At 54.5% G+C, this 25,602-nt stretch carries 28 protein-coding genes; 15 read left to right on the top strand and 13 right to left on the bottom strand.

What is annotated here, in order from left to right:
• Positions 1-18 precede the first annotated feature (18 nt).
• From AUP42_RS01130 to petA, 3 genes are read right to left on the bottom strand one after another with little or no spacing between them, the layout of a single operon-like run.
• The gene (locus AUP42_RS01130; RefSeq protein ID WP_062948078.1) at positions 19-795 is read right to left on the bottom strand and encodes a cytochrome c1; all 777 of its coding nucleotides are present in this window, start codon (positions 793-795) and stop codon (positions 19-21) included.
• Positions 788-2,056, bottom strand: a complete 1,269-nt coding sequence (locus AUP42_RS01125) for a cytochrome b (RefSeq protein WP_062948076.1) — start codon at positions 2,054-2,056, stop codon at positions 788-790. Before AUP42_RS01125 ends, AUP42_RS01130 begins: the two co-directional genes overlap by 8 nt.
• An 11-nt stretch (positions 2,057-2,067) precedes the next feature.
• A complete protein-coding gene (gene petA / locus AUP42_RS01120; RefSeq protein ID WP_062948074.1) occupies positions 2,068-2,619 on the bottom strand; it encodes a ubiquinol-cytochrome c reductase iron-sulfur subunit in 552 nt (183 codons plus the stop codon).
• Between the two features lie 394 nt (positions 2,620-3,013).
• On the opposite strand from petA, the gene AUP42_RS01115 reads away from it, so the two are divergent.
• On the top strand, positions 3,014-3,484 hold the full coding sequence (locus AUP42_RS01115) for a tRNA (cytidine(34)-2'-O)-methyltransferase (RefSeq protein ID WP_062948072.1): 471 nt from the start codon (positions 3,014-3,016) through the stop codon (positions 3,482-3,484).
• Complete coding sequence (hemF, locus tag AUP42_RS01110) at positions 3,484-4,359, top strand: oxygen-dependent coproporphyrinogen oxidase (RefSeq protein WP_062948070.1); 876 nt, start codon at positions 3,484-3,486, stop codon at positions 4,357-4,359. The genes AUP42_RS01115 and hemF overlap by 1 nt, the downstream gene beginning before the upstream one ends.
• 80 nt (positions 4,360-4,439) lie before the next feature.
• Here the strand turns inward: hemF and AUP42_RS01105 are convergent, their stop codons facing one another.
• Positions 4,440-5,105, bottom strand: coding sequence for a glutathione S-transferase family protein (locus AUP42_RS01105; protein WP_062948068.1), 666 nt, complete (start codon positions 5,103-5,105; stop codon positions 4,440-4,442).
• 96 nt (positions 5,106-5,201) lie between these two features.
• Entirely contained in the window at positions 5,202-6,098 is an 897-nt protein-coding gene (locus AUP42_RS01100) for a branched-chain amino acid aminotransferase (protein WP_062948066.1), read from the bottom strand.
• 113 nt (positions 6,099-6,211) lie between these two features.
• Here AUP42_RS01100 and AUP42_RS01095 point away from each other — a divergent pair, with 113 nt between their 5' ends.
• The 3 genes from AUP42_RS01095 to AUP42_RS01085 all read left to right on the top strand — a co-directional run bounded on the left by AUP42_RS01095 (position 6,212) and on the right by AUP42_RS01085 (position 8,999).
• Positions 6,212-6,727 (top strand): MarR family winged helix-turn-helix transcriptional regulator, encoded by a 516-nt coding sequence (locus tag AUP42_RS01095; RefSeq protein WP_062948064.1) that lies wholly within the window; start codon positions 6,212-6,214, stop codon positions 6,725-6,727.
• Positions 6,728-6,884: 157 nt separating this feature from the next.
• Positions 6,885-7,613: a response regulator gene (locus AUP42_RS01090; protein WP_062948062.1), complete on the top strand. Its 729-nt coding sequence runs from the start codon at positions 6,885-6,887 to the stop codon at positions 7,611-7,613.
• Between the two features lie 51 nt (positions 7,614-7,664).
• The gene (locus AUP42_RS01085; RefSeq protein WP_231858114.1) at positions 7,665-8,999 is read left to right on the top strand and encodes an ATP-binding protein; all 1,335 of its coding nucleotides are present in this window, start codon (positions 7,665-7,667) and stop codon (positions 8,997-8,999) included.
• Positions 9,000-9,069: 70 nt separating this feature from the next.
• Here AUP42_RS01085 and AUP42_RS01080 read toward each other — a convergent pair whose 3' ends face one another.
• Entirely contained in the window at positions 9,070-9,765 is a 696-nt protein-coding gene (locus tag AUP42_RS01080) for a nitroreductase family protein (RefSeq protein ID WP_062948060.1), read from the bottom strand.
• A gap of 199 nt (positions 9,766-9,964) precedes the next feature.
• Positions 9,965-10,648, bottom strand: a complete 684-nt coding sequence (locus AUP42_RS01075; protein WP_062948058.1) for a GntR family transcriptional regulator — start codon at positions 10,646-10,648, stop codon at positions 9,965-9,967.
• 310 nt (positions 10,649-10,958) lie between these two features.
• Here AUP42_RS01075 and AUP42_RS01070 point away from each other — a divergent pair, with 310 nt between their 5' ends.
• Both AUP42_RS01070 and AUP42_RS01065 read left to right on the top strand, forming a co-directional pair.
• Positions 10,959-11,735 carry a ferredoxin--NADP reductase gene (locus tag AUP42_RS01070; protein WP_062948056.1) on the top strand — a complete coding sequence of 259 codons (777 nt, stop codon included), beginning with the start codon at positions 10,959-10,961 and terminating at the stop codon, positions 11,733-11,735.
• Between the two features lie 177 nt (positions 11,736-11,912).
• Positions 11,913-13,403, top strand: coding sequence for a methyl-accepting chemotaxis protein (locus AUP42_RS01065; RefSeq protein WP_062948055.1), 1,491 nt, complete (start codon positions 11,913-11,915; stop codon positions 13,401-13,403).
• A 76-nt stretch (positions 13,404-13,479) separates the two neighbouring features.
• On the opposite strand, the gene AUP42_RS01060 is transcribed toward AUP42_RS01065, so the two are convergent.
• The 6 genes from AUP42_RS01060 to AUP42_RS01035 form a co-directional block, all read right to left on the bottom strand.
• The gene (locus AUP42_RS01060; protein WP_062948053.1) at positions 13,480-13,824 is read right to left on the bottom strand and encodes a tRNA-binding protein; all 345 of its coding nucleotides are present in this window, start codon (positions 13,822-13,824) and stop codon (positions 13,480-13,482) included.
• Between the two features lie 166 nt (positions 13,825-13,990).
• On the bottom strand, positions 13,991-14,443 hold the full coding sequence (locus AUP42_RS01055; protein ID WP_062948051.1) for a phasin family protein: 453 nt from the start codon (positions 14,441-14,443) through the stop codon (positions 13,991-13,993).
• A 199-nt stretch (positions 14,444-14,642) separates the two neighbouring features.
• On the bottom strand, positions 14,643-15,347 hold the full coding sequence (locus AUP42_RS01050) for a TetR/AcrR family transcriptional regulator (RefSeq protein ID WP_062948049.1): 705 nt from the start codon (positions 15,345-15,347) through the stop codon (positions 14,643-14,645).
• 24 nt (positions 15,348-15,371) lie between these two features.
• Entirely contained in the window at positions 15,372-16,187 is an 816-nt protein-coding gene (gene proC / locus AUP42_RS01045; protein ID WP_062948047.1) for a pyrroline-5-carboxylate reductase, read from the bottom strand.
• Between the two features lie 346 nt (positions 16,188-16,533).
• A complete protein-coding gene (locus AUP42_RS01040) occupies positions 16,534-17,040 on the bottom strand; it encodes a YbjN domain-containing protein (RefSeq protein WP_062948045.1) in 507 nt (168 codons plus the stop codon).
• A 190-nt stretch (positions 17,041-17,230) separates the two neighbouring features.
• Positions 17,231-17,536: an accessory factor UbiK family protein gene (locus tag AUP42_RS01035; RefSeq protein ID WP_062948043.1), complete on the bottom strand. Its 306-nt coding sequence runs from the start codon at positions 17,534-17,536 to the stop codon at positions 17,231-17,233.
• A 230-nt stretch (positions 17,537-17,766) separates the two neighbouring features.
• On the opposite strand from AUP42_RS01035, the gene rfaD reads away from it, so the two are divergent.
• From rfaD to pth, 8 genes are all read left to right on the top strand, one after another.
• Positions 17,767-18,753 (top strand): ADP-glyceromanno-heptose 6-epimerase, encoded by a 987-nt coding sequence (gene rfaD / locus AUP42_RS01030; protein ID WP_062948041.1) that lies wholly within the window; start codon positions 17,767-17,769, stop codon positions 18,751-18,753.
• Between the two features lie 92 nt (positions 18,754-18,845).
• Positions 18,846-19,697 (top strand): prolipoprotein diacylglyceryl transferase, encoded by an 852-nt coding sequence (gene lgt, locus AUP42_RS01025; RefSeq protein ID WP_197468236.1) that lies wholly within the window; start codon positions 18,846-18,848, stop codon positions 19,695-19,697.
• Positions 19,694-20,821: a class I SAM-dependent methyltransferase gene (locus AUP42_RS01020; protein WP_062948037.1), complete on the top strand. Its 1,128-nt coding sequence runs from the start codon at positions 19,694-19,696 to the stop codon at positions 20,819-20,821. Before lgt ends, AUP42_RS01020 begins: the two co-directional genes overlap by 4 nt.
• An 11-nt stretch (positions 20,822-20,832) precedes the next feature.
• Positions 20,833-21,654 carry a peptidoglycan editing factor PgeF gene (pgeF, locus tag AUP42_RS01015; protein ID WP_082824637.1) on the top strand — a complete coding sequence of 274 codons (822 nt, stop codon included), beginning with the start codon at positions 20,833-20,835 and terminating at the stop codon, positions 21,652-21,654.
• Positions 21,655-21,766: 112 nt separating this feature from the next.
• Positions 21,767-22,780 (top strand): hypothetical protein, encoded by a 1,014-nt coding sequence (locus AUP42_RS01010; protein ID WP_062948035.1) that lies wholly within the window; start codon positions 21,767-21,769, stop codon positions 22,778-22,780.
• A gap of 317 nt (positions 22,781-23,097) precedes the next feature.
• On the top strand, positions 23,098-24,030 hold the full coding sequence (locus AUP42_RS01005; RefSeq protein ID WP_062948033.1) for a ribose-phosphate pyrophosphokinase: 933 nt from the start codon (positions 23,098-23,100) through the stop codon (positions 24,028-24,030).
• 122 nt (positions 24,031-24,152) lie between these two features.
• Positions 24,153-24,773: a 50S ribosomal protein L25/general stress protein Ctc gene (locus AUP42_RS01000; protein ID WP_062948031.1), complete on the top strand. Its 621-nt coding sequence runs from the start codon at positions 24,153-24,155 to the stop codon at positions 24,771-24,773.
• Positions 24,774-24,787: 14 nt separating this feature from the next.
• Positions 24,788-25,561, top strand: coding sequence for an aminoacyl-tRNA hydrolase (gene pth, locus AUP42_RS00995; protein WP_062948029.1), 774 nt, complete (start codon positions 24,788-24,790; stop codon positions 25,559-25,561).
• Positions 25,562-25,602: the final 41 nt, after the last annotated feature.

The raw sequence follows: 25,602 nt of genomic DNA, 5'->3' as shown, positions 1-25,602 counted from the left end.
TGGTGACATGGCGAACGCTTAATGTTCGATATCACGCCAGATTTTGCGTTTCACCGCATACAGCATCGCGGTCAGAACGATCAGGAACAGCAGAACCTTAAGGCCCATTGCCTTGCGGGCTTCAAGTTCCGGCTGTGCCGTCCAGTTCAGGAACGCGACAACGTCATGCGCGTGCTGTTCCACCGTCATCGGGGTGCCATCGGTGTACTCGACCGCTTCTTCATAAAGCGGCGGTGCCATCGAAATCTGATGACCCGGGAAGTAGTGGTTGTAATGCTTGCCTTCCGCAAGATCGAAGCCTTCAGGTGCTTCTTCCTCGTAACCGGTCAGCAGGGCATAAACATAATCCGGACCATGCAGGCGTGCCTTGGCCACCAGCGACAGATCGGGCGGAACCGCACCGCCGTTCGACGCAGCTGCTGCCTTGTCGTTCGGGAAGGGCGACGGGAAATAGTCCGACGCAATACCTGGACGGGTGAACATGTCACCATCATCGTTCGGACCGTCTTCGATATCGTATTCCGCCGCAATCGCCTTGATCTGATCTTCGTTGAAACCAATGCCTTCCAGGTTACGGAACGCAATGAAACGAAGGCTGTGGCAACCGGCACAGATGCCCTTATAGACCTGGAAACCACGCTGAAGCTGCGCACGGTCATAGGTGCCAAAAAGCCCCTGCCAGCTCCAGTCCTGTGCTTCCGGAACCGGGGCATCGCCCGCGGCCTTTGCCGACGTGCCGGCAAAGGCGGATAGTGCGAATGCCGCGGCAATGGCGGTCAATGCAAACTTACGCATTTGCGCCTCCCTTAAGAACGGATTCGCTGATACTGGCCGGAAGCGGTTTGGGCCGTTCCAGTTTACCCACAATCGGCATGACCAGCAGGAAATGCGCAAAGTAGTAAAGCGTTGCCAGCTGGCCAACGGTGATGACTTTAAGTCCTTCGATACCCATGAAGTAGTCGTCCGGGGCCTTCTTGCCGCAATATCCAAGGATAAAGCAGTCAATAAACAGGATCAGGAAGAACCACTTGTAAACCGGGCGGAACTTGGAGCTGCGCACCTTCGAGGTATCAAGCCACGGAATGACGAACAGAACGATGATGGATGCAAACATCGCAAGCACGCCAAGCAGCTTTGCCGGAATACCGAAGATCGTGAAGTCGATCGACCGCAGGATCGCGTAGAACGGCAGGAAGTACCATTCCGGCACGATATGCGGCGGGGTCACCAGCGGATTCGCCGGGATATAGTTATCCGGCTCGCCGAAGAAGTCCGGTGCAAAGAACACGAAGAACAGGAAGAAGATCAGGAACACGCCCATACCGAACAGATCCTTGATCGTATAGTACGGGTGGAACGGGATCGCATCCTGCGGTGTCTTGATTTCAACGCCAGTCGGGTTGTTTGACCGCACGGTGTGCAGTGCCCAGACATGCAAAACCACAAGGCCAAGGATCACGAACGGCATCAGGTAATGCAGCGAGAAGAACCGGTTCAGCGTCGGGTTATCGACCGAGAAACCGCCCCACAGCCAGGTCACCAGCGGATCACCGATGATCGGGAAAGCCGAGAACAGGTTGGTAATAACCGTCGCACCCCAGAAGGACATCTGGCCCCACGGCAGGACATAGCCCATGAAGGCGGTTGCCATCATCGCCAGAAGGATCAGGATACCGATCCACCACAGCATTTCGCGCGGGGCTTTGTAAGACCCGTAATACAGGCCACGGAAAATATGGATATAGACGCAGATGAAGAACATCGATGCGCCGTTCATGTGGATATAGCGGATCAGCCAGCCATAATTCACATCACGCATGATGCGCTCGACCGACCAGAACGCCATATCGGCATGTGGGGTGTAGTTCATCACCAGGAAAATCCCGGAGAGGATCATCGTCACCAGAACAAAACCGGCCAAAGAACCGAAGTTCCACATATAGGACAGGTTTTTCGGGGTCGGATATTCATATGCGGAATGGTGCAGCATGGAGAAGACCGGAAGACGGTCATCGACCCATTTCACCACCTTGTTATTCCAAACGGGTGCACTCATCTACCTGCTCCTTAGCCGATCTGAACCGAAGTGTCGGTGAGGAAGGTGTAGGTCGGTACGACAAGGTTCAGCGGTGCCGGACCTTTGCGGATACGACCGGACGTATCGTAATGCGACCCGTGGCACGGACAATACCATCCATCATAATCACCGCGTGTCTCACCGGTTGCCGTGCCCATCGGGATGCAGCCCAGATGGGTGCAAACGCCGACCACGATCAGCCATTCCTTTTTCTGGACACGGGCTTCATCGGATTGCGGATCGACCAGCTCGTTCAGTGCGACCTCTTCGGCCTCGTTGATTTCACGCTCGGTACGGTGGCGGATGAATACGGGTTTACCGCGCCACATGACCTTGATGGCCTGACCGACCGGAATATTTGACAGGTTAACTTCGACCGAGGCCAGCGCAAGAACGTCCTTGGACGGGTTCATGCTGTCCACGAACGGCCACAGCGCCATGCCGGTGCCAACAACACCGACTGCCGTGGTCGCCAGGGTCAGGAAATCCCTGCGGTTCTCGTCCGGGTTATGATCCCCGGATGATTGCACCGTTTGCGACATAATGTATTCCTCTTTCTGCCCCCAAAACAGGCATGCGGAATGCCCAACTGCACACTTAGGGCAAACACCTTTAATTTCCATTGACGGAAATCAAACAATGCTTTTGCCCCAAAGCCTTCAGGCCTGAAACCGGGTTCGTATACTAACAAAAAAGAGGTTTGTTAAGGGGAACTTGGAGTTGCAAATTGTTCGCATTCGATTTGCCTATTTGGTTTTGCGCTGCACAATGGAAGCGAACGTAGCGTTTTCTAACAGGCTGGCGTATTCACAACCAAGTGGTTATATCCTTGTCTCGCCTTATTCCAAATAAGTCTAATGGCGATATATCGGCGTAATTTTGTAAGGTTTTGCGCCCGGATTTCAGGTCGAAAATATTACGAGTCTATAGGGCGTTATGAGAATCTGTCTATTCGAACCCGACATTCCCCAGAACACCGGTACAATCCTGCGCATGGCGGCATGTCTTGGCGTTCCCGTTGATATTATCGAGCCCTGTGGTTTTCTTCTGACCTCGGCGGCACTTAAGCGTGCGGGGATGGATTATCTGGGGGCGGCGGATTATACACGCCATGCCGATTGGCGCGGCTTTGTGCAGGCGCGTAATGATGGAACCGTTCCGGGGCGTCTGGTATTGCTGACGACCAAGGGGGCGGTGCCCTATTGCGATTTTGACTATCGACCGGATGATATTCTGATGCTGGGCTCCGAAAGCAGTGGTGTGCCCGATCAGGTGCATGATTATGTCGATGCCCGCGTCGTTATTCCGTTAAAACCCGGAATGCGGTCACTTAACGTTGCTATGGCAACCGCCATGACATTGGGTGAGGCCCTTCGACAAACCAGCAGCTTTCCGGAGAAGGCCTGATGACCAGTACTGATAACGATCTGATCGCCCAAAAGATCGAAGAGCACAAGGAAACAGCGCGAAACTGGTTCCGCCAGTTGCGCGATGAAATCTGTGCCAGTTTCGAGGCACTCGAAGATAGCTATACCGGACCACTTGCCGATCGGCCTGCCGGGCGGTTTGAACGCAAAAGCTGGGAACGCGGCGAAGGTCAGGGCGGCGGTGAAATGTCGGTCATGAAGGGTCGTGTGTTTGAAAAGGTCGGGGTCAATATCTCGACCGTGTATGGCGAGTTTTCTGAAAAATTCCGCGCTGAAATCCCCGGTGCTGCCGAAAACCCGAATTTCTGGGCTGCGGGCATTTCACTGGTGGCCCATCCCTGTTCGCCGCATGTCCCGGCTGTTCACATGAATACCCGCCATATCGTGACCACCAAGGCATGGTTTGGCGGTGGGGCCGATCTCACCCCGGTTTTCCCGCAGGATGCCGACACGGCTGATTTTCACGGTGCCTTAAAGGCCGCCTGTGATGCGCATGGCGATGATTATTACGACCGGTTCAAAAAATGGTGCGATGAATATTTCTTCCTGCCACACCGGAACGAGCCGCGCGGGGTTGGCGGCATTTTCTATGATTATCTGGATGCCGACTGGGATGCGGATTTTGCCTTCACGCAGGATGTCGGTCGTGCCTTTCGCGATATCTATCCTGAACTGGTCAAACGCCATTACAACAAGCCATGGACCGACGGCGAACGTCGCGCCCAGTTGATCAAGCGCGGGCGCTATGTCGAGTTTAACCTGCTCCATGATCGCGGCACGCGCTTTGGCCTGATGACCGGTGGCAATACCGAGGCGATCCTGATGTCGCTGCCGCCGGAAGCCAACTGGCCGTAAATAAATTGTATGAGGAATAGCAAGGGCAGCCTGTTATCCGGGCGGCCCTTGCATATCTGTGTCGGATTTCAGGTTTCGGGCTAGTCGTGAGTCTGGCCGCTAAAGCCGGTTTGCGTCATTGATGGCCGGCCACAGAAATCCTCATACCATTGGCTCAGTCTTGGGCGGCCGGTTCTGAAATCGGCCAGTTCGCGAAATGCGATCCAGTCAAGCCCGGTCGCCAGCGCAATATGGCCGCCATTGATCGGCTCTTTGGGATCAAGTTCGCTTTCGAGATAATCAAAGGCTTCGATCAGCTTGGTTTTCTGCCCTTCTGCCAACGGCGGGTAACGCAGATTTTCAGGGCGGCGATTGGTTTCCCAGCGATACAGCACGCCGGCATCGCACATACCCTGCGCCAATGCTTGCAAACGCAGGGCTTTCCAGCGTTCCGCTCCCTTAGCGGGGATCAGTTTCCGGCCGGTATGCAGGCTGTCGAGATACTCGCAGATTACATCCGAATCAAACAAAGCCATGCCATCAGGCAGGATCAGAACCGGCACCTTGCCGAGCGGGTTGGCTGCAAAAACACGGTCATTGCGATTGGTCGGGCTGGTTTCCTGATGGATCACCTCGATCCGGTCGCCCAATCCGCATTCGAGCGCAAAGACCAATGCCTTGCGCGCAAACGGCGAATGGGTCTGATAGAGCAGGGTATGATCGGCATTTTGTATATCATCAGACTTTTGTGAAAATCGTGCCGTCATGATGCGTTTTGTCCTGAAATCAAAAAATAGCCCGGCAAACGGGTGCCGGGCTATTTTTCATTAAAAGTGAATAATCTGGTCGATTATTGAATTTTGCTACTCAGCGGCAACCGCGTTTTTTTCACCGCGTACCAGAGCCATATAGTCTTCCATCAGCGTCTTGCAAACGTGCGCCGGGGTAAAGGTGTAATCGGCGATTGAGGCCACCGGGGTGACCTCTGCAGCGGTTCCGGTCAGGAAGCATTCCTCGAATTCGGCCATTTCTTCCGGCATTATCGCGCGCTCGATCACCTCGAAACCGCGTGCTTTGGCAAGCCCGATCACGGTACGGCGCGTGATGCCATCCAGGAAGCAATCCGGGGTCGGCGTATGGATTTTGCCATCCTTGACAAAGAACACGTTCGCCCCGGTCGCCTCGGCAATCTGGCCACGGTAATCAAGCATCAGCGCATCGGCAAAACCGTTACGTTCCGCTTCGTGTTTCGACAGGGTGCAGATCATGTAGAGACCGGCTGCCTTTGCCGAAGTCGGCGCGGTATTCGGGGCCGGACGGGCCCATTTCGAAAGTGCGAGACGGATGCCTTTCAGGCGTTCTTCCGGCTTGAAATAACTTGGCCATTCCCAGGTGGCAACCGCGACATTGATGCGCGTGGTCTGGGCTGAAACGCCCATCATTTCGCTGCCGCGCCATGCAATGCGGCGGATATAGCCATCGGTGATATTGTTGGCCGCAAGCGTTTCAATGACCGCATCATCAAGTTCGGCCGCGCTATAAGGCACTTTCATATCAAGAAGCTCGCCCGATTTGATCAGACGCTGACCATGTTCGGCAAGTTTGAACACTTTACCGTTATAAGCCCGTTCCCCTTCGAAGACGGCACTGCCATAATGGACGGCGTGGCTCAACACATGGAGGGTGCTTTCACGCCAGGGTTTAAGTTCGCCATTATACCAGATAAAACCATCACGGTTGTCGAAGGTCGGAGTGATCATTTGCCAGATTCCAATTCAAAAGGGCACTTGGACGTAACTTTATGTCCTTAATTGTCTGGCCGGAGTAACATTCATCGATTAATATGTCAATATAACTGACATAACGGAAAAGCATGGCTGATATCTCAACACGCAAGGTAAACCCGCTTTTTCTGCGGGAAGAAGAGCTTAGGCAAGGTATTGAACTGCTGTTCTATGCCTATCGCGATTTCACGGCAGTGGCAGATCAGATTCTTGAGCAATATAATTTCGGTCGCGCCCATCACCGGGTCATCTATTTCGTAAGTCGGAACCCCGGCATTACGGTAAGCGAGCTTCTGTCGATTCTAAAAATCACCAAGCAGTCCCTGTCGCGTGTTTTGGGTCAGCTCGTGCGCGAAGGATTTATTGATCAGAAAACCGGTGTGCAGGATCGCCGCCAGCGGCTTTTGACCCTGACGGAAAAGGGTGATGCGCTGGAACGTGAACTGACCGAAAACCAGCGCGGCCTGATTGCGGCCGCCTATCGTGAAGCCGGGGCCGAGGCGGTTGAAGGGTTCCGCAAGGTGATGCTGGGCATGCTTGAAGAACCAGACCGGGCCCGTTTCACCGACGACAGCCCGCCCGGTATGCGCCGCCGCGCCAGCTAGCGTAAAGCCGGTCTTGATTTCAGTCGTGCGACATCAAGCGGATCAGGATGATGGCCTGATCCGCTGTCTTTTGGACAGATACAATTTTGAAACTTTTTTTTGCCTAACTCGCATAGGATAAAGCGTTTCAAATGTTCAGCTTTCAGGAGAGCCGCGTATGACAAATCAGGATCAGCCGCATATTCTTGTGGTCGATGATGATGATCGTCTGCGTGATCTGTTGACCCGCTATCTTGGCGAAAACGGTTTTGTTGTCTCGGCGGCGCGAAATGCCGCCGAAGCAAGGTCGAGCCTTGCCGGGTTGCAGTTTGACCTTCTGGTGCTGGATGTTCTGATGCCCGGTGAAAAAGGGGTTGATCTTGCGCGCAGTGTACGGGACGAAGGGTCCAAGGTGCCAATCCTTCTGCTGACGGCACTTTCGGAAACCGAAGACCGCATTTCCGGGCTTGAGGCGGGGGCCGATGATTACCTTGCCAAGCCGTTTGAGCCGCGTGAGCTTGTGCTACGGATCGAAGCCATTTTACGGCGTTATGCCGAAGCGCCGGTACCGGTCACCGACGAGATACGTGGTGAGGCATCGACCACGGCGCAGTTTGGTAGCTTCACCTTTGATGTCAGCCGGATGACCTTGCAGCGCGGATCGGAACATATCTATCTGACAAGTGCGGAGCAGGCGCTTCTCGCGGCCCTTGTCCGGCGGCGCGGCGAAGCGACAACCCGCGAAGACCTTCACGAGATGATGGGGGGCAACGCCGTTGATCCGGGGGCATCGCGCAGTATTGATGTGCAGGTGACGCGCCTTCGGCGCAAGTTCGAGGAAGATCCGAAGCAACCAAGATACTTGCAGACTGTACGCGGACGGGGCTATGTGCTGTATGTGGATTAAAGACAGAGCGTCGAACCGTCGGCGCGACGAACACGGATAAGGATAAGTGTATTGGGCAGCGGAAAAACAGGATGGATCAAATCGCTGATGCCGTCAGGTCTTCTGGGGCGGTCGCTGTTGATCCTGATGACGCCGATGCTGCTGTTGCAGATCGTCACCGTGCTGATCTTTTTCGAACGGCATTGGGATACGGTCGCGCGCCAGCTGAGCCGGGGCCTTGCCGGTGATATTGCTTTCGTCATTGATTATCTTGGCGAATACCCGGATGCGGATCATTTCGAATGGTTGCAACATTCGGCGCGCACGCGCTTGCAGCTTGATATCTTGTTCGAACCAGATGAAATCCTTGAACGGCAAATCACCCAGCCGCCCTTCGGGCTTGTCTCCCAGGAATTGTTCAACGCCCTGAATGAACGTTTGCAGCGTCCGTTCTTCTTTGATCTTGATGTCGATGACCGCAAACTGGAAATCCGGGTGCAGTTGAAGGACGGGGTCCTGTCGGTGGTTGCACCGCGCAAGCGTCTTTATTCCTCGACCACTTATATCTTCTTTATGTGGATCGCCGGTTCGGCACTGATCCTGTACGGCGTTGCCGTGATGTTCATGCGTAACCAGGTCCGTCCGATCCGCCGTCTTGCCAAGGCTGCCGACCAGTTCGGCCGCGGGGTTGAAGTCGATACCTTTAAGCCCGAAGGGGCGGCCGAGGTGCGATTGGCAGCATCGTCCTTCATTTCGATGCGCGACCGCATCGCACGCCATTTATCGCAACGAACTGCCTTGCTGGCTGGGGTGTCGCATGATCTGCGCACGCCACTAACGCGCATGAAGCTGGAACTGGCGATGCAGGGGTCGTTGCCCGGTGTTGACGCGCTTAAGCAGGATGTTGTCGACATGGAACGCATGGTCGATGCCTATCTTGCCTTTGCACGCGGTGAAGAGGGCGAAAAGGCCATGCCGACCGATATCGGCAAGCTGATTACCGATCAGGTTGGCGAATCCCTTCGGGATGGCCAGCAGATTGATCTGCATATTGCCGATAGTCTGGAAATGGATCTGCGTCCGCAATCCGTGCGGCGCTGCCTTGCCAATATCATGTCCAATGCCGGTCGTTATGCCAACAATCTGTCGGTGCGTGCCGGACGTCGCGGGCAGGATTATGAAATCGTGTTTGACGACGATGGTCCGGGTATCCCGGTCGACAAACGCGAAGACGTCTTCAAGCCGTTCTATCGTCTTGAGGAATCCCGCAATCAGGCGACGGGTGGTGTAGGTCTTGGCATGACAATCGCGCGCGATTCCGCGCGTGGTCATGGCGGCGATGTCTTTCTTGAAGATGCGCCAGGCGGCGGACTTCGCGTGCGTCTTGTTCTGCCGATCGGGCATTAAATATCTGGTTCCGCCAAATGAAAAAGCCCCGCATATATTGCGGGGCTTTTGTTTGGAAAGCTGACAAAACTCAGAAGAAGGTCGCGATTTCCGAGAGGTCTTTTTTCTCGGTCGCATGTTTCGGGATCGTCGCATTCGCTGCCGGATATCCAGTGACCAGAAGAATATAGGGTTTGTTGTGGTCCGGACGTTGGCAAATCTCGGTTAGGAAGCTCATCGGGTTCGGAGTGTGCGTTAATGTTGCAAGCCCTGCGCGATGCAGGGCGGCAATCAGAAAGCCGGTGGCAATGGAAACGGATTCCGGCACGTAATAGTTTTTGCGAAACTTCCCGTCGGCCGACGCACTTTTGCGTTCGCCGAAAATGCAAATCAGCCAGGGCGCGATTTCCAGAAACGGTTTGCTGTCATCCGTGCCCAGCGGGCGCAAGGCTTCAATCCATTCCTCGCCGGCGCGTCCGGCGTAAAAGGCGCGTTCTTCTTCTTCGGCGGCGGTGCGGATTTTCTTTTTCATCGCCGGATCGCCAATGACGGAAAAATGCCACGGCTGATGATTGGCCCCATTGGGGGCTGTACCCGCCGCACGAATACAGGTTTCGATGATGTCACGTGGCACTGGCCGGTCCGAAAAATTGCGCACGGTGTGGCGCGTGCGGATGTCATCATAAAACGCCTGGGCCCCGCGGCGCATCTCATCAATCGGGCGTTCCTGATAATCCGGCAACGGGATCGGTAAAAAATCGGCGGTCGGCGTGGGGCGGGTTGTCATGGTGCTCTCTGATATTTGTTTGTTTAAATTGTCAGACAATCGTAATAGGGAGAGTTCAGCGATGCAAGTCTCATGTGCTTTGTCATCCATTTCCTGTCCGGGGAGGTAATTAATCCGGTTCGGATAAGCGGATGCGTGAGTGGCGATGTTTTATCCGCTCGCCCGTCTGAAGGGTGATCGGTGGGAGCAGGGAAGGCCGTTAGTCTTCCGGGCTTTCGGCAAAATGGGTGTCGGGTAGCGATTGCACCAGTTGGCGTGAGTGGTCGACATGATTGATCATTATGGCTTCGGCCTTGGCGGCGTCACCGGCAAGGACGGCGTCGACAATATCGCGATGCTGGGGATTGGTTTGCAGGACCTTGTCATCCGCGACCAGAACGCGGAATTGCAGCCAATAGACGCTGTTGGAAATGCGGCGGAGTTGTTCAGACAGAAGCGCATTTCCGGTGACATCGGCAAACAGCATATGGAAGGCAAGGTTGTGGCGCGACATGGCCGCAAGGTCATTGCGGGCCTCGGCACTGTCGAGTTCGGCCTGAATGGATCGTAATTGCTGCGTGTCGCCTTGCAGGATCGGGGTTGCAAGCCGCACGGCGAGACCTTCAAGCGCGCCACGCACGACAAACAGATCGTCCACTTCGCGCCGCGTCATGTGACGGACACTAACCCCGCGATAGGGCTGACTGTGCAAAAGTCCATCCGCGGTCAGTTGCCGAAAAGCTTCCCGAACGGATGGACGACTGACGCCAAGGCGTTTTGCGAAGTCGATTTCGGTCAGGCGTTGACCAGGTACGAGGCGACCTTCACGAATTGCATTGGTGATGGCATTGGAGACGTGCTGAACGGTCAGAGCCTCGTTGGCGGAAGCGTCGGTTTCTGTCATTTGTCACCGGATTGCGATGGATCATTGCTGCAGGGCACATCTTGTCCTATCTAAGAGGGACTTCGCGGTTGCGATATATCCCTGATACGATTATCGTGCACTATTGTCAGACAATATTCTACACTTAATTTTTATGATTATTTGTGGTTCTACATAAAAACACACAACGAGTGAATGTTTTCTTGCGATATACGTTTGATTGATGTTAAATCGCGTCAACTTGGCATGGATACAGTGCCGGGAAAGTGTGTCCGTCGTTCCCGCCACGGTCCAGTAGAAAGCTCTAGACGAAACGGATTGATGCAGCGTTATGGCCAGCAATTTAAACGAAGAAACAGTCACTTACGTCCATCACTGGACTGACACTCTCTTCACCTTCAAAACCACCCGTGATCCGGGTTTCCGGTTCATCAACGGTCAGTTTGCCATGATCGGACTCGAAGTCGAAGGCAAGCCGCTTTTGCGCGCCTATTCGATGGTGAGTGCCAATTACGACGAAGAACTTGAATTCTTCTCGATCAAGGTGCCGAACGGTCCGCTGACATCGCGTTTGCAACATATCAAGGTTGGCGACAAGATTCTGGTCGGGCGCAAGCCGACCGGAACCCTGATCCATGATAACCTGCTGCCGGGCAAAAACCTTTGGCTGCTGTCAACCGGTACCGGTCTGGCACCGTTCATGAGCGTCATTCGCGATTACGAAACCTACGAGCGTTATGACAAGGTCATTCTTGTTCATGGCTGCCGCGAAGTTCGTGAACTGGCTTATCAGGAGTTCATCCACAGTGAGCTGCCAAACAATGAGTTCTTTGGTGAAGATGTCCAGAACAAGCTTCTGTACTATCCGACAGTCACCCGCGAAGAGTTTAAAAACCAGGGTCGCATCACCGAACTGATGAAGTCGGGCAAGCTTTATGATGACCTTGGCCTTGAAAAACCGACCCTTGAAAATGATCGTTTCATGCTTTGTGGCAACCCGGAAATGATTGCCGAAACCCGCCAGATGCTGATCGAGTGGGGCGGCAAGGAAGGCAACATGAACGAACCCGGTCATTTCGTGATCGAAAAGGCGTTTGTCGAGAAATAACGCATTTCAGGGCAATCCGTGATTTGACAAAAGCGCACCCCCGAGTGCGCTTTTGTCATTTTGCACTCCCCATATGGGGATATGGATGCCTATACATCTGTATTAATTATGGCGTCACCAAAAGCCAGATCGCAGCAACAGCATTGACGTTCTGGTACTCCTTTCATGAGGTATGTGATGTCTATGTTGAGTTTCTTTTCGTCTAAGAAGAATGGTCTGGCTTCTGAAACGCTTGTTGCACTTGAAAAATCGCTGGCTGTAATCGAGTTTGAAACGGATGGTACGATCATTCGTGCAAACGATAATTTCCTGAGTTTGATGGGCTACAGCCTTTCGGAAATCACGGGAAAGCATCATCGTATCTTTGTGCCGGCCCAAATTCGTAACGCACCGGAATATGATTTGTTCTGGAAAGACCTGACAGCGGGCCAATTCAAAAGCCAAGCGTTCCCGCGTATCACCAAAAGCGGAAAGCAGGTTTGGATCGAGGCAACCTATAACCCTGTGTTTGACCGGAAGGGGAAGGTGGCAAAGATTGTCAAATTCGCATCTGATATTACCGCCCGTCAGGAAAAGCTTGCCGAGCTTGATGGCAAGGTGGATGCAATCGGCCGCAGTCAGGCGGTGATCGAATTTGACCTGGATGGGACAATTCGGGACGCGAACGACAATTTCCTGTCGGTGATGGGATATGAGCTTTCGGAAATTCAGGGCCGACATCACAGGATGTTTGTGGAGCCGGAATATGCAAGGGGTGCCGATTACGCGGATTTCTGGAAAGATTTGCGCGCAGGCAATTTTACATCACAACAGTTCAAACGCATCGCCAAGGGCGGACGCGTGGTGTGGATCGAGGCATCCTATAACCCGATCTTTGATCCAAATGGTGTGCCATACAAGGTTGTCAAATTTGCAACCGATGTGACCGAACAGGTCAATCTTCTGATTGAACTGAAGGCAATGATCGATAACAACTTTTCTGAAATTGATCAAAGTCTGTACCAATTGGACGAGAAGTCGGTTTTTGCGGTTTCGGTTTCCAGTGAAACATCGGCAAACGTTCAGGCCGTTGCAGCGGGGTCCGAAGAATTGGCGGCCTCGATCGCGGAAATTTCACGTAGCATGTCCGAGGCCAGAACATCCACCGATCGGGTTTTCGAAAAAACGGTTCTGGCTGGTCAATCAACCGACAAAATGACCGAAGTTGTTGCGGCGATGGGCAATATCGTTGAAGTGATCCAGAATATTGCCAGCCAGATCAATCTGCTTGCGCTTAATGCGACAATAGAGTCCGCGCGTGCAGGTGAAGCCGGAAAAGGTTTTGCCGTTGTTGCGACCGAGGTCAAGAACCTTGCCAATCAGGCCGCCCGGGCAACCGAACAGATTTCCGGCGAGATCGGTGGGATTCAGGGCATCGCGACCGAGGTTGTCGATGTACTGGGATCTATCCGTGCCGATGTAGAAACTGTTCTGAACAACGTGACGACAATTTCCTCGGCGGTGGAAGAACAGAGCGCCGTGACGCAGGAAGTTTCAGGCAACATGCAAAGCATGGCGACTTCGGTTGAAAGTTTTGCAGCGACCATTGAGGCGATCAAATCGTCAGCAACCAGTGTTGCTGGAACCGTTGGACGTACGCGTGAAGCAGCGATGGTGCTGGCACGCTAGGAACAACCGGAATACGGGGTGGGGGAAGGGCGCAGCCGTTGGCTGCGCCTTTTTTGGCTGGTTATTGGCTTGCGTATCAGAAAAGGCGTCCACCATTGGGCACTTTGCGTTCCGGTGCGATCAGGACGATGCCTTTGTCGTCCTCGCCATCGGGGAAGCCGAGGCAGAGGAATTCGGACATGAAAGGGCCGACCTGCTTTTTGGGGAAGTTGACCACACCGGCAACCTGACGCCCGATCAGGCTTTCGGGTGTGTAATATTTGGTGATCTGGGCCGATGTCTTGCGGGTGCCGATTTCCGGTCCGAAATCCACCCAGAGCTTTAAGGCCGGGCGGCGGGCTTCGGGGAATTCCTGGGCATCGACGACGGTCCCGACACGGATATCCACTTTCAGGAAGTCGTCAAAACTGATCTCGCTCATAAATCTTTCTCCGATGAATTTGAGCCAGATTAGCGGGATCACAGTTTGCCGTTAAGGGCTTATCGACGCGTTTGGGCAGATCAGGAGTTTGGGCAAAAGCACAAATAAAAACGGCAGAGCCAGAAGGCTCTGCCGTTAAGTTGATAACGGGAAGTTATCAGCTAGATTATTTTGCAGTGGCGGTCTTTTCGATCGCCGACTTGAACTCGTCGAGAGATTCGGTAAAGCGGGTCTGCAGAAGAGCAAGAGCTTCTTCCTGGGACTTGCTTACCAGACCAGACAGTTCCTTGGCATTTGCGAGGGCTTCTTCGTAAGCGGCTTTCGCAGCTTCGGTCTGCTTTGCAGCAGCAGCCATCGGGTTGTCAGCAGGAGTAGCAGCGAAATCCTTGCCCTGGGTCTGAACTTTATCCAGCAGCGTTTTGAAAATTTCGCTCTGACGCTGAGCAACAGCCTGGAAACCGTCGAAGGCTACCTTGTTGGCTTTGGTCAGGGCTTCAACGTTTTTGCGCTGAAACGCCATCATCTCGTTCACGTCGACACCCGGAATCTTGAAATCCGCGGTGTATTTGGTGAAGTCGAGATCGAAGAACGGGTTGGTTGCCTTTTTTGCGGCGGTCATGGTTTGCACTCCATCAACAATTTGCAACAGGTGTGGAATGAGGCGCTATTGTGCGCCGCACAAATTCAACTGCAATATGAAGGATCGAACCGGTTTCGTCAAGGTTTATTTTGCAGTGCACAAAAACTTCATGGTTTTCGTTTTGTCTGATGATGTAACCTTGGGTTATGGTGTGCTGTCTCTGTTTCAGATCAGATAGTTAGGGTGCTGTACTGTTATTTTTAGCCGACGGGGATGTCTGTTCGGCGTGATCGGCACGGCGACATTTTTGCGCAAACCGGTCACATTTTTTCTGAATTTTTCCGCAAGCCCGGCTTAGTCGGGAAATGCCGGTGCCAATGCGTTTGTCCCATTCACTGCCGCGTGCCAATGCTCGATCAAGGACGGCCATGGTTGGTCCGAAATCGGCGGTTTCATCATCGAGCCATTGTTTGAAGCACCGGGCATAAATCGTTCCCATCCCGGCTACACGCAGGCTGCCATGCAGACCACCAGTGGTGAAGCCGCTGGCATCAAGCATCCAGCGCATCGAACCGAAATGGGTCTTGATCGCACGCAGTGTGTCTGCCGGGCCGAGGTCACCGCCGCTGGCGACGATGGAGCGAAGTGCCGGGCGATAGGGTGCCAGCGCATCAAACCGCGCCATCATCACCGCAATCAGGCGATCATGACCGGGCTCATTGAAATCGGCGGGATCAAGATCGGCAAGAACGATCCGGTCGATCCTGCGCACGAACTGGCGCAGGATATCGGCCTTGCTTTTGAAATGATCAAACGCAACCCCGATATCGACACCTGCCGATTGCGCGATGTCGATCATGGTGACGTCATGCCAGCGTCCGGCTGCGGCCAAATCCATGGCTGCATCAATCAGTCTGGTTTGCGGGTCTTTCTTTGCCGGCATGATCGTCTCCTTGATTGTTTATGCTTATCCCGCCAGTTCGACGGAACGTTTCCGGGCGGCTTCTACCGCACGGGTCATCAGGTCGGGCAGGCCGTTCTGCGCATCCATCAGTACCGAAAGAGCGGCGGCCGTGGTGCCGCCGGGGCTGGTAACATTTTCGCGCAGGGTGGATGCGGTTTCCTCGCTGGCATCCAGAAGGAAGCCTGCCCCGACAACCGTCTGGCGCGCGAGCATCATTGCCTGATCGGCAGGAAGACCGGCAGCCTCACCAGCCTGGGCCATGGCTTCGACCAGATGGAAGATATAGGCAGGCCCACTACCCGAAAGGGCTGTGACCGCATCCATCAGGCTTTCATCACTTACCCACGAAACCATGCCGACGGTGGCCAGAAGCGTTTCGCACATGTCGCGTTGTGCCTGGCTGACATTGTTGGTTGGGCACATTACGGTCATGCCACGCGATACGGCAGCCGGGGTATTGGGCATGGCGCGAACGATGCGCGCAGTCTCGCCCAAGTGACCGGCAAAGAAGTCGATGGTTTTGCCTGCGGCAACCGACAGGAAGACCGTTTCGGCACGAACCAGCGGTTTGTAACCTTCGATCACATCGGGCAGGACCTGCGGCTTGACCGCAAACAGGATCACCTGCGGGATGAAATCCTGCGGGACTTCGGTGACATCGGTAATGCCATGAACGCCATAGCGGGTTGACAGTTTTTCGGCGGCTTCGGCCTGTTCTAAAATATAGACATTGTCCGATTTAAGCCCTTTGGCCAGCCAGCCTTCCAGCATGGCACTGCCCATTTTGCCACAGCCGACCAGCAATAGACGCGTATTCATCAAATCTGCTCCGATTTTTCCATCCCTGACTGCCGAACATGTGTGGATCAGCAATCGCAATGCAATGCCGTAGCGATGTTCTCAAGGTGGGTCAAGTCGGTCACAGGGGCAAGGGGAGTGACAAAATTCACAGAATCTGGCCGTCAAATATCGTGACGCGGGGTGTTTTTCCAGGAGAAGTAGCCGACACGGGATTTTGTGTTGTTCAGGGGATTATTCCGTCACACCTGCCGAGATTTATATCGAATCAGACATTGGGTGGGGTGCGCAAAAAAAATTAACGCCAGCAGCAAAAAGGGCCGACGCGATGCCGACCCTTTTAGAAATTCGTGGCGGATAAACCCGTCTATGCCTGTCCAACAGGTTCCAGCATGGAATGGGTCAATGCCTCGTCCGGGGTTTTACCCTGACCCAGAACGAAGTTGAAGGCCGGGAAAAAGCGTTCGCATTCGGAAACGGCGATATCAATCAGTTCTTCGAACTGTTCGACCATCGGTGGTACATCGCCGCCAAACAAAAGTGTATGGCGGAACAGCGGCATGTTTTCATCCAGCCACAATCCGAAATGGCCGAGCCAAAGCTGTTCATTGCACTTTGCCAGCAATTCATAGATGCGCGGACGGAGTGGTTCGGGCACGAACAGATCATAGCAGCAGGCAATGTGAAGCGCTTCGGCATCTTCGCGCCAGGTGAAATAGACCAGATACGTGCACCAATGTGCCGGGATCTCGACAACGACTTCATCGTCGCTGCGACGTTCCACGTGCCAGTCATTCGTGCGGGCGATATCTTCGACAAGCAGCAACGGGTTTTCGTCGCCAAGGTCGCCGATATCTTCCAGATGGTCGTTCATATAAATTTGCCAGTCTCTGCATATGCGAAAGGGCGCGCACTATATGCCGGTGCCCGCCGCGTTTCAACCGCCCCGCGACGCAGGACAGAAATGAATTTCATGTGATCGGCAATCCGCGGTTCCCGGCCGACCTTTCCGCGACCCTGTTATGAACGGCGTTCCTTGCCTGTATGTGGGGATGATTTCCCGGTTATGCGTCTTTTTTTGCAGCCGGTTTGCTGCTGGCGCGTTTGGCGGCAGGTTTATCTGCCTTGGCCAGACGTTCTTCAAGTTCGGCAATTTTGGCTTCGAGGCCGTCGATACGTTCGGCAGCACGGATCGCGACATCGTGCACGACGTCAAATTCTTCGCGTGTAACCATATCCATACCGGCCAGAATCTTTTCAAACTGCTGACGGACAAGTGCATCGATCTCGCCCTTCATGCCGGTCATGGTACCCAATGCGGAATTGGTGACACGGGTCAGGTCGTCAAGAATACGGTTATTGATCTGCATCTTTGTCTCCGTCTTTCGGGCAATATCGGCTGTTACGGCATATCCGCAAAACATGCGCATCATATGGGTGTTAGGGTTATCAAGGCAAGTTGATCGTCGATCCGCCGGATATAGAGGAAAAACAAACAGCTTTTCTTGCTCCAGATCAGGGCGGGGCCTATAAAGTTGTCAGTTTTTACAATCGACTGCCAAAAAGGCTGCATAAGACAAAGCGCCGCGAGGAGAATGCAATGCTGATCGTAACCGGAGGAGCCGGATTTATCGGGTCCAATATCGTGGCGGCCCTTGAAGAACGCGGCGAAACCGACATTGTGGTTGTTGATCGCCTGCGTGATGGGATCAAATGGAAAAATATCGCCAAGCGTAATCTGCGCGATATCGTGCATCCCGATGATCTTCCGGCGTTCCTTGAAGCGCATAATAACGATGTTGACGCGATTTTCCACATGGGCGCGATTTCGGCCACGACCGAACGCGACGCGGACAAGATCGTACAGAACAATTACAAGCTGACGACATGGCTTTGGGAATGGTGCGCACGGCATTCGTCACGTTTGATCTATGCGTCGTCGGCGGCGACCTATGGCGATGGCAAGCAGGGCTTTGACGACAGTTTCGATCAGGCCGATCTGGCAAAACTGGCACCGCTTAATGCCTATGGCTGGTCGAAACATGCAACCGATCGCCGGTTCCGGACCATCCTTGATCAGAACGGTTTCCGACCGAAACAGTGGGCCGGGCTTAAATTCTTTAACGTCTATGGCCCGAACGAATATCACAAGGGCGGCATGCGGTCGGTCGTGTCACAGATGTTTGACAAGCTTTCGGCAGGTGAAACCGCAACCCTGTTCAAATCGCACCATCCCGATTACGAGGATGGCGGGCAGCTTCGCGATTTTGTCTGGGTCGGGGATGTTGTCGACATCATCATGTGGCTTTACGACAATCCGCAGGTCAGCGACCTGTTCAATGTTGGCACTGGCAAGGCACGCAGCTTCAAGGATTTGGCGCTTTCGGTGTTTAGCGCGATCGGCAAGGAACCCGATATCCAGTACGTGCCAACCCCCGAAAGCATCCGCGACAAATACCAGTATTTCACCGAGGCCAATATGGCCAAGCTGCGCGCGCGCGGATACGGTGCGAACATGACCCCGCTTGAAGAAGGGGTGCGTCAATATATTCAGGATTACCTCGCGACCGAGGACCCGTTCCGTTAAGCCGATGCGGGGTGGGGACGGCTTGCCATGTTCCTGCCCTGATCGTTTGCGACCAGTCGGTAAATCAACACATATACGTCACGGAGTTTCCCCTGATGCTAAGCCTAGCCTTTCCGGCGATTGATCCGATCGCGATCTCTATCGGTCCGATTGCAATCCGCTGGTATGCCCTTGCCTATATTGCCGGGTTGCTGCTTGGCTGGCGTTATGTCGTCTATTACTGCACCAAGACGCCCAATATCATGAGCAAACGCGACATCGATGATTTGCTTTTCTGGGCGACGCTTGGCGTCATTCTTGGCGGGCGGCTGGGATATATCCTGTTTTACAATCTGGAATATTACATTGAAAACCCGGCCAATATCCTGAAGGTATGGCAGGGCGGCATGGCGTTCCATGGCGGTTTTATGGGCGTGATCGTTGCGATCATCCTGTTTGCGCGTAAACGCGGTATTTCCATTCTGGCGGTGCTGGATGCGGCGGCGGTGGCAACCCCGATCGGGCTGTTTTTCGGGCGGATCGCCAATTTCATCAATGGCGAGCTGTTTGGCCGTGTAACTGATTCCCCGCTTGGCATGGTGTTCCCGCATGGCGGGCCGGAACCACGCCACCCCAGCCAGCTTTACGAGGCAGTGCTTGAAGGCCTGATCCTGTTTATCGTCCTGTTCGCCCTGTCGCGTAGCGCCTATGTCCGCCATCGTCCGGGGATACTTGGCGGAACGTTCGTCGCCGGTTATGGCATTTCGCGCATCATCGTCGAGTTTTTCCGTCAACCAGATGCACAGCTTGGTTTCCTGACATTCGGGGCAACCATGGGGCAGTTGTTGTCGATCCCGATGGTTCTTGTCGGGGTGGGTGGCATTATCTATGCGATGAAAGCCACACCGATTGAAACGCGGAAACTTCCGAAAGACGATCAGGCAAAAGACGGACAGAAGGCGTGACCGGGACTTCCGACAAACCATTGCTCGACCATTTGAAACGGCGGATCGCGCTTGACGGGCCGATCACGATTGCCGATTTCATGAACGAGGCGTTGGCCCATCCCGAGCACGGCTATTACCGTAAACAGGACCCGTTCGGACGCAAGGGCGATTTCATTACCGCACCCGAAATCAGCCAGATGTTTGGCGAACTTATAGGGCTGTGGGCGGCGGTAACGTGGCAGCAGATGGGAAGCCCGCGCAAGGTCAACCTTGTGGAACTGGGGCCGGGGCGTGGCACATTGATGGCCGATGCCCTGCGCGCGGTGCGTAATGTGCCGGGGCTGTCTGATGCCCTGACAGTGCGGTTTGTTGAAACCAGTCCGGTCCTTAGAACCCATCAGCAAACCGCGATCATGCCCTATGGCATTCCGGCAACCTGGCACGAGGCATTTGACGATATTCCGGTCAGTGGCAATGCGCCGATGATCGTGATTGGGAACGAGTTTTTCGACGCTCTGCCGATCCGCCAGTTCGAACGCGCAAGCCATGGCTGGTCCGAACGGCTGGTCGGTGTGGATGCAAACACAGGCGAACTTGGGTTCGTGCGCGGGGCGGCAACGCCGGTGACCGATGCGCTGGTTCCGGCGATCTTACGCGGAACCGCAAAGCCCGGCGATATTTTCGAAAGCTGCCCGGCGGCCATTGCGATTGCCGATCAGGTCGCGCGCCGTCTGAACGAGGTTGGCGGGGCGGCATTGTTTATCGATTACGGCCATCCGCATAGCGCGTTTGGCGACACTTTGCAGGCGCTTAAGGACCATAAATATCATCCGGTTCTCGAACAGCCCGGTGATGCGGATCTGACCGCGCATGTCGATTTTGCTGCTATCGGACGGGCGATGCTTGAGGCAGATGCGCGGATCGGGGCGGTTCTGACCCAGGGTACGTTCCTTAGGATGCTGGGGATAGAACAGCGTGCCGAACTTTTGAAGGAAAATGCTGATGACGCGCAGGCGAGGTCGATTGACGCGGCCCTTGCGCGCCTGATTGATGCCGATCAGATGGGAACACTTTTTAAAGTGCTGATCGGATATGGTCGCGAAATTGCACCGCCGCCCTGTGTCAGCGGCGCCGAAGGATAACGGAGTTTTCGATGTCCAGCCAGACGACCCGTGGAATTGAACGCAATTCTGATGGCCTGATGTGGATTGAGGCCAAAAGCCTGCAGAATAAAGATGGCCTGCGTCATGGTTTCCTGACTCGCAAGGGCGGGGTGAGTGACGGCATTCATAGCGGACTAAATGTCGGTTTCGGATCCGATGACAGCCGCGAGCGGGTTGCGGAAAATCGCGCACGTGCAGCAAAGGCATTCGGTACGAAGGCCGACCGTCTAACCACAGTTTATCAGGTGCACGGGATTGATGTCGCGGTGCTGAAACGCCCGCTTGATCGCGAGGAGGCCCCCAAGGCCGACGCGATGGTAACCGACCGGCCCGATGTGATGTTGGGTATCCTGACTGCCGACTGCACACCCGTTTTGTTTCATGATGCAAAGGCAGGTGTGATCGGGGCGTGTCATTCGGGATGGCGCGGATCGTTTGCCGGGATATCCGAGGCAACCGTAAGTGCCATGGAAAAACTAGGCGCGTCGCGTGACAATATATCGGCTGTGGTTGGGCCATGCATTGCGCGACCGTCCTACGAAGTCGATGCCAAGTTCCGCGATACGATCCTGTCGGGACCAGCCGGGGACGAGGATCTTTTTGATCCATCAGTACGCGATGGTCATTTCATGTTCGATCTGCCGGAATATGTGCGTCGCCGGACCATGGCGACCGGCATTGAAGCCGTCGAACTGGTGGCACGCGATACCCTTGCCGAAGAAGAATTGTTTTACAGCTATCGCCGTACGACGCTTCGCGGCGAACCCGATTACGGACGGCAGTTATCAGCGATCATGCTGACCGGTTCATGATCCCGGGATTGCGAGGAAACATGCTATGCCCCATTTGATCATGCTGTTCTTCTTTATGATCATTGCAGCCATGGTCGGCTGCGTTTTGATGTGATGCGGTGAATTTGAATAGATGATTTCTGCAATCCGGATTTTGCCCCTTGTCATGATGCTTGTTGTGCCGCTTGCGGCTTGCGGTGATTTGCCGCGTCCGTTTGAGGGGGCCGGGCGGGAGGGCGATCCGGCCCTGCTTGAGCTGCGCGATACCAATACGGTCCGGGTCGAGATTGGCGAAGACCTGCCTGAAGGGGCATCTGTGCATTTGGCGCGTGCCATGGCGCGCGCGCTTCGTAATCTTGATATCCCGGCCTATAGCGACAGCCAGATCGGCGGCGATTTCATTCTGCGGCCAAATGTCGAATCCCGACTTGCCGAAGGGGATGCGGCCTATATCGATGTCACGTGGATTTTGATGAATCCGGAAGGATTGGCGATTGATACCGCGCGCGGTGCGGGTGAATTGCAGTCCGACTACTGGTTTGCACAAGTTCCGAACGGACCCGAAGAAACCAACCTTGCTGTGCCCAAGGAACTTGTCGACAAGGTCCGCGACCTTAAGGGGGAAAAGGTTGATCCGGCAGAAAAGGCCTATGATGAACTGGTGGCCAAACCGGCCGAGCGGATCGCGTTTCTGATTTCAGGCGATCGTTCCCAGCTTGCCGGGGCGCCCGTGGTCAAGATCGCGCTTGTTGATTTTGCCGGGGCACCGGGCGACGGTAACGAGGCACTGGCAAGGTCGGCGGGGGCCTTGTTGCGGGCCAAGGGGATCGAGGTTGACGATGCGATTGACGACAGATCAATCATATTGTCGGCGACCATTTCGGTTAAACCGGTGGAACGCAAAACCACCACACCGCTTGATCAGGTTCAGATCGACTGGGTGATCATGGATCCGTATGGTACCGAATTGGGCCAGATGGCGCAAAACAATGTCGTGCCGCGTGGCCGGCTTGATGAACGCTGGGGATCGGTGGCATCGATTGCGGCACAGGCGGCCGTCGATGCGCTTGAAGGTGCGCTTAATCAGGTGGCCCGAAAAAAGGGCATGATCCTTAAATCCGATAAAAAGACGGTATCGTCGCGCTGATGGCGGGTTTATCGTTCTGAATTGCGTCAATCTGCATGACTGCCTTGTCGATATTCGGTACCGCGACCATTTACAGACTGTTAACGGCTGGTTATAACACCGCCGCGGTTCACTGATATGTGGACTTGCTAATTATTGGTCTTTGAGTGTCGTGGATATGTCGTTGGACCGGAAGGCGAAAGCGCCGAATTTTACGGTCAGGTGGACGACAGGAAAGACGTGACGGGATCTGTTACCGGCAAGTTTGCATCCGGCCTGTACCGTACAGGACATTAGATTTATTCACTTTCCCGGCACCCATTAACCGAGGCCCCGCCATGAAGATCCTCGCTTGTAACAGCAACCGCCCGCTGTCTGAGGCCATTGCTGATCACTTGAACCTGCCGCTGACCCGTGCAGATCTCAAGCGATTCTCCGATCAGGAAATCTGGTGTGAAATACAGGAAAACGTCCGCGGTGAGGACGTTTTTGTCATTCAGAGCACCTCTTTCCCTGCAAACGACCATCTGATGGAACTTCTGGTGGTTCTTGATGCACTGCGCCGTGGTTCGGCCCGTCGTATCACTGCCGTTCTTCCGTATTTCGGTTATGCGCGCCAGGATCGTAAATCGGGTCCCCGTACCCCGATTTCGGCCAAACTGGTTGCCAACCTGATCACGGTTGCCGGTGCAGACCGCGTTCTGACCATGGACCTTCATGCCGGTCAGATTCAGGGCTTCTTCGATATTCCGCTCGATAACCTGTTTGCGTCCCCGGTACTGACCAGCGACATCCGCAACAAGTTCGAAGGCCAGAAACTGGTGATCGTCAGCCCTGACGTCGGTGGTGTGGCACGTGCGCGTTCCGTTGCAAAACGTCTGGATGCGGAACTGGCGATCATCGACAAACGTCGCCCGCAGGCCGGTGTGTCGGAAGTCATGCATGTTATCGGTGACGTCAAGGATGCTGCCTGCATTCTGGTTGACGACATCGTTGATTCGGCAGGGACTCTTTGCAATGCGGCGACCGCCCTTAAAGAGCGCGGTGCGGCATCGGTTGCGGCCTATGTTTCGCATGGCGTTCTGTCGGGCCCGGCTGTTGAACGTATCGCCAATTCGCCAATGACCGAGGTTGTGACGACGGACTCGATCAAGGCGTCTGAAGCGGTACGTGGCTGCTCGAAAATTCGTCAGCTTCCGATTGCGCCTTTGATGGCCGAAGCCATTCGTCGAATTTCGGAAGAAAAATCTGTTTCCGTTCTTTTCGATTGAGGGTATAAGGCGCTGCTGCGCTGGCACCCCTGGAGGCCAGCGCGTTTGCTTTCGTGGGTTTTCACCGGTGATTTGCACCAGCCCACGGTCGCAATATGTTTTTAGTTCAAGGAGATTTTCCGATGGCAAACACTGTTATCACTGCGGAAATCCGTGAACGGGCCGGAAAGGGGGCCGCCCGTGCCGTGCGTCGTGCCGGTATGGTCCCTGGTGTCATTTACGGAGCAAAACAGGAACCTGTTCTGTTCCAGATTGACCCGCGTCCGCTCAACAAACTTCTGCACAAGCAGGGTTTCTTCTCGCACATTCTTGATGTCAAGATTGGCAAAGAAACCTACGAAGTCCTGCCACGCGACGTACAGTTCGACAAAGTGACGGATGCGCCGATCCATGTCGACTTCCTGCGTTTCGCAAAAGGTCAGACCATGACCGTTGAAGTCCCGGTTCGCTTCGTTAACGAAGAGAAATCCCCGGGTCTGAAAAAAGGTGGCGTTCTGAACATCGTTCGTCACGATGTCGAAGTCGAATGCGCACCGAGTGCCATTCCTGAAGAACTCGTCTTCGATCTGACTGGTGTCGAAGTTGGCGACTCGATTCACATTTCGGCGATCAAACTGCCGAAAGGTGTCGAACTCACCATTACCGACCGTGACTTCACGGTTGCGACTGTTGCTGCTCCGTCTGCGCTGAAATCGGAAGAAAATGCCGAAAGCGACGACGAAGAAGAAGCGACCGAAGAATAAGATCGAGGTCTACGATGTTACTGGTGATTGGATTGGGGAACCCGGGTTCGGGATATGCCGCCAATCGCCACAATATCGGCTTTATGGCGGCGGACGAACTCGTCCGCCGTCATTCTTTTGGCCCCTGGCGCAAGAAATTTCAGGGGCAATTGTCCGAAGGTGAAGTGAACGGTCAAAAAGTTCTGGTGTTAAAGCCCGAAACTTTCATGAACCTTTCAGGGCAAAGTGTTGGCGAAGTCCTGCGTTTTTACAAAATTCCGATCGAAGACGTTATTGTCCTGCATGACGAGCTGGATCTTCCACCGGGCAAGCTGCGCGTCAAACGCGGCGGCGGCCATGGCGGGCATAACGGATTGCGATCCATCGATGCCCATTGTGGCAAGGAATATCGGCGTGTGCGGCTTGGCATTGGCCATCCCGGAGAAAAGGAACGTGTTCACGGGCATGTTCTGGGCGATTTTTCCAAGGCCGAACAGAACGGCTGGCTTATGGCGCTGCTGGATGGTGTCGCGCTTGAATTCCCGCGTCTCGTCAAGGGGGACGACGGCGGCTTTATGAGCAAGGTTTCGCACATTGTCTCGCCGCCAAAACCCAAGGCCGAGAAAAAGCCGAAACCGGCTGCGGCGGGTGAACAATTGGCCGACGCTGTAAAAGAAGGCGACGGCAAGATCGAAGATAAAGGTGCGTCTGACGCGCCGGAGGTCGAAGGCAAACCCGACACCCCGGTCAGCAATGCCGCAACTGCCATGGCGCAGGCACTGGCACGCGCCTTTAACAAAAAAAAATAGCATCGGGATCGGGGCCAGCCCCATCCTGTTTCAGACACATT

The organism is Thalassospira lucentensis (genome assembly GCF_001613805.1).
Taxonomy (GTDB): Bacteria; Pseudomonadota; Alphaproteobacteria; order Rhodospirillales; family Thalassospiraceae; genus Thalassospira; species Thalassospira lucentensis_A.
Note: the sequence above shows the minus strand (reverse complement) of the source record. Positions and strands in the feature narration are given on the sequence as shown.

Coding starts and splice junctions, on each gene's coding strand:
- AUP42_RS01125 (WP_062948076.1), bottom strand. CDS start 2,056: ATGAGTGCACCCGTTTGGAATAACAAGGTGGTGAAATGGGTCGATGAC.
- AUP42_RS01065 (WP_062948055.1), top strand. CDS start 11,913: ATGTCTATGTTGAGTTTCTTTTCGTCTAAGAAGAATGGTCTGGCTTCT.
- AUP42_RS01130 (WP_062948078.1), bottom strand. CDS start 795: ATGCGTAAGTTTGCATTGACCGCCATTGCCGCGGCATTCGCACTATCC.
- hemF (WP_062948070.1), top strand. CDS start 3,484: ATGACCAGTACTGATAACGATCTGATCGCCCAAAAGATCGAAGAGCAC.
- pgeF (WP_082824637.1), top strand. CDS start 20,833: ATGTCCAGCCAGACGACCCGTGGAATTGAACGCAATTCTGATGGCCTG.
- AUP42_RS01095 (WP_062948064.1), top strand. CDS start 6,212: ATGGCTGATATCTCAACACGCAAGGTAAACCCGCTTTTTCTGCGGGAA.
- AUP42_RS01000 (WP_062948031.1), top strand. CDS start 24,153: ATGGCAAACACTGTTATCACTGCGGAAATCCGTGAACGGGCCGGAAAG.
- petA (WP_062948074.1), bottom strand. CDS start 2,619: ATGTCGCAAACGGTGCAATCATCCGGGGATCATAACCCGGACGAGAAC.
- AUP42_RS01105 (WP_062948068.1), bottom strand. CDS start 5,105: ATGACGGCACGATTTTCACAAAAGTCTGATGATATACAAAATGCCGAT.
- AUP42_RS01060 (WP_062948053.1), bottom strand. CDS start 13,824: ATGAGCGAGATCAGTTTTGACGACTTCCTGAAAGTGGATATCCGTGTC.
- AUP42_RS01035 (WP_062948043.1), bottom strand. CDS start 17,536: ATGCAGATCAATAACCGTATTCTTGACGACCTGACCCGTGTCACCAAT.
- pth (WP_062948029.1), top strand. CDS start 24,788: ATGTTACTGGTGATTGGATTGGGGAACCCGGGTTCGGGATATGCCGCC.
- proC (WP_062948047.1), bottom strand. CDS start 16,187: ATGAATACGCGTCTATTGCTGGTCGGCTGTGGCAAAATGGGCAGTGCC.
- AUP42_RS01090 (WP_062948062.1), top strand. CDS start 6,885: ATGACAAATCAGGATCAGCCGCATATTCTTGTGGTCGATGATGATGAT.
- AUP42_RS01055 (WP_062948051.1), bottom strand. CDS start 14,443: ATGACCGCCGCAAAAAAGGCAACCAACCCGTTCTTCGATCTCGACTTC.
- AUP42_RS01115 (WP_062948072.1), top strand. CDS start 3,014: ATGAGAATCTGTCTATTCGAACCCGACATTCCCCAGAACACCGGTACA.
- rfaD (WP_062948041.1), top strand. CDS start 17,767: ATGCTGATCGTAACCGGAGGAGCCGGATTTATCGGGTCCAATATCGTG.
- AUP42_RS01005 (WP_062948033.1), top strand. CDS start 23,098: ATGAAGATCCTCGCTTGTAACAGCAACCGCCCGCTGTCTGAGGCCATT.
- AUP42_RS01050 (WP_062948049.1), bottom strand. CDS start 15,347: ATGCCGGCAAAGAAAGACCCGCAAACCAGACTGATTGATGCAGCCATG.
- AUP42_RS01070 (WP_062948056.1), top strand. CDS start 10,959: ATGGCCAGCAATTTAAACGAAGAAACAGTCACTTACGTCCATCACTGG.
- AUP42_RS01010 (WP_062948035.1), top strand. CDS start 21,767: ATGATTTCTGCAATCCGGATTTTGCCCCTTGTCATGATGCTTGTTGTG.
- AUP42_RS01080 (WP_062948060.1), bottom strand. CDS start 9,765: ATGACAACCCGCCCCACGCCGACCGCCGATTTTTTACCGATCCCGTTG.
- AUP42_RS01075 (WP_062948058.1), bottom strand. CDS start 10,648: ATGACAGAAACCGACGCTTCCGCCAACGAGGCTCTGACCGTTCAGCAC.
- AUP42_RS01100 (WP_062948066.1), bottom strand. CDS start 6,098: ATGATCACTCCGACCTTCGACAACCGTGATGGTTTTATCTGGTATAAT.
- AUP42_RS01040 (WP_062948045.1), bottom strand. CDS start 17,040: ATGAACGACCATCTGGAAGATATCGGCGACCTTGGCGACGAAAACCCG.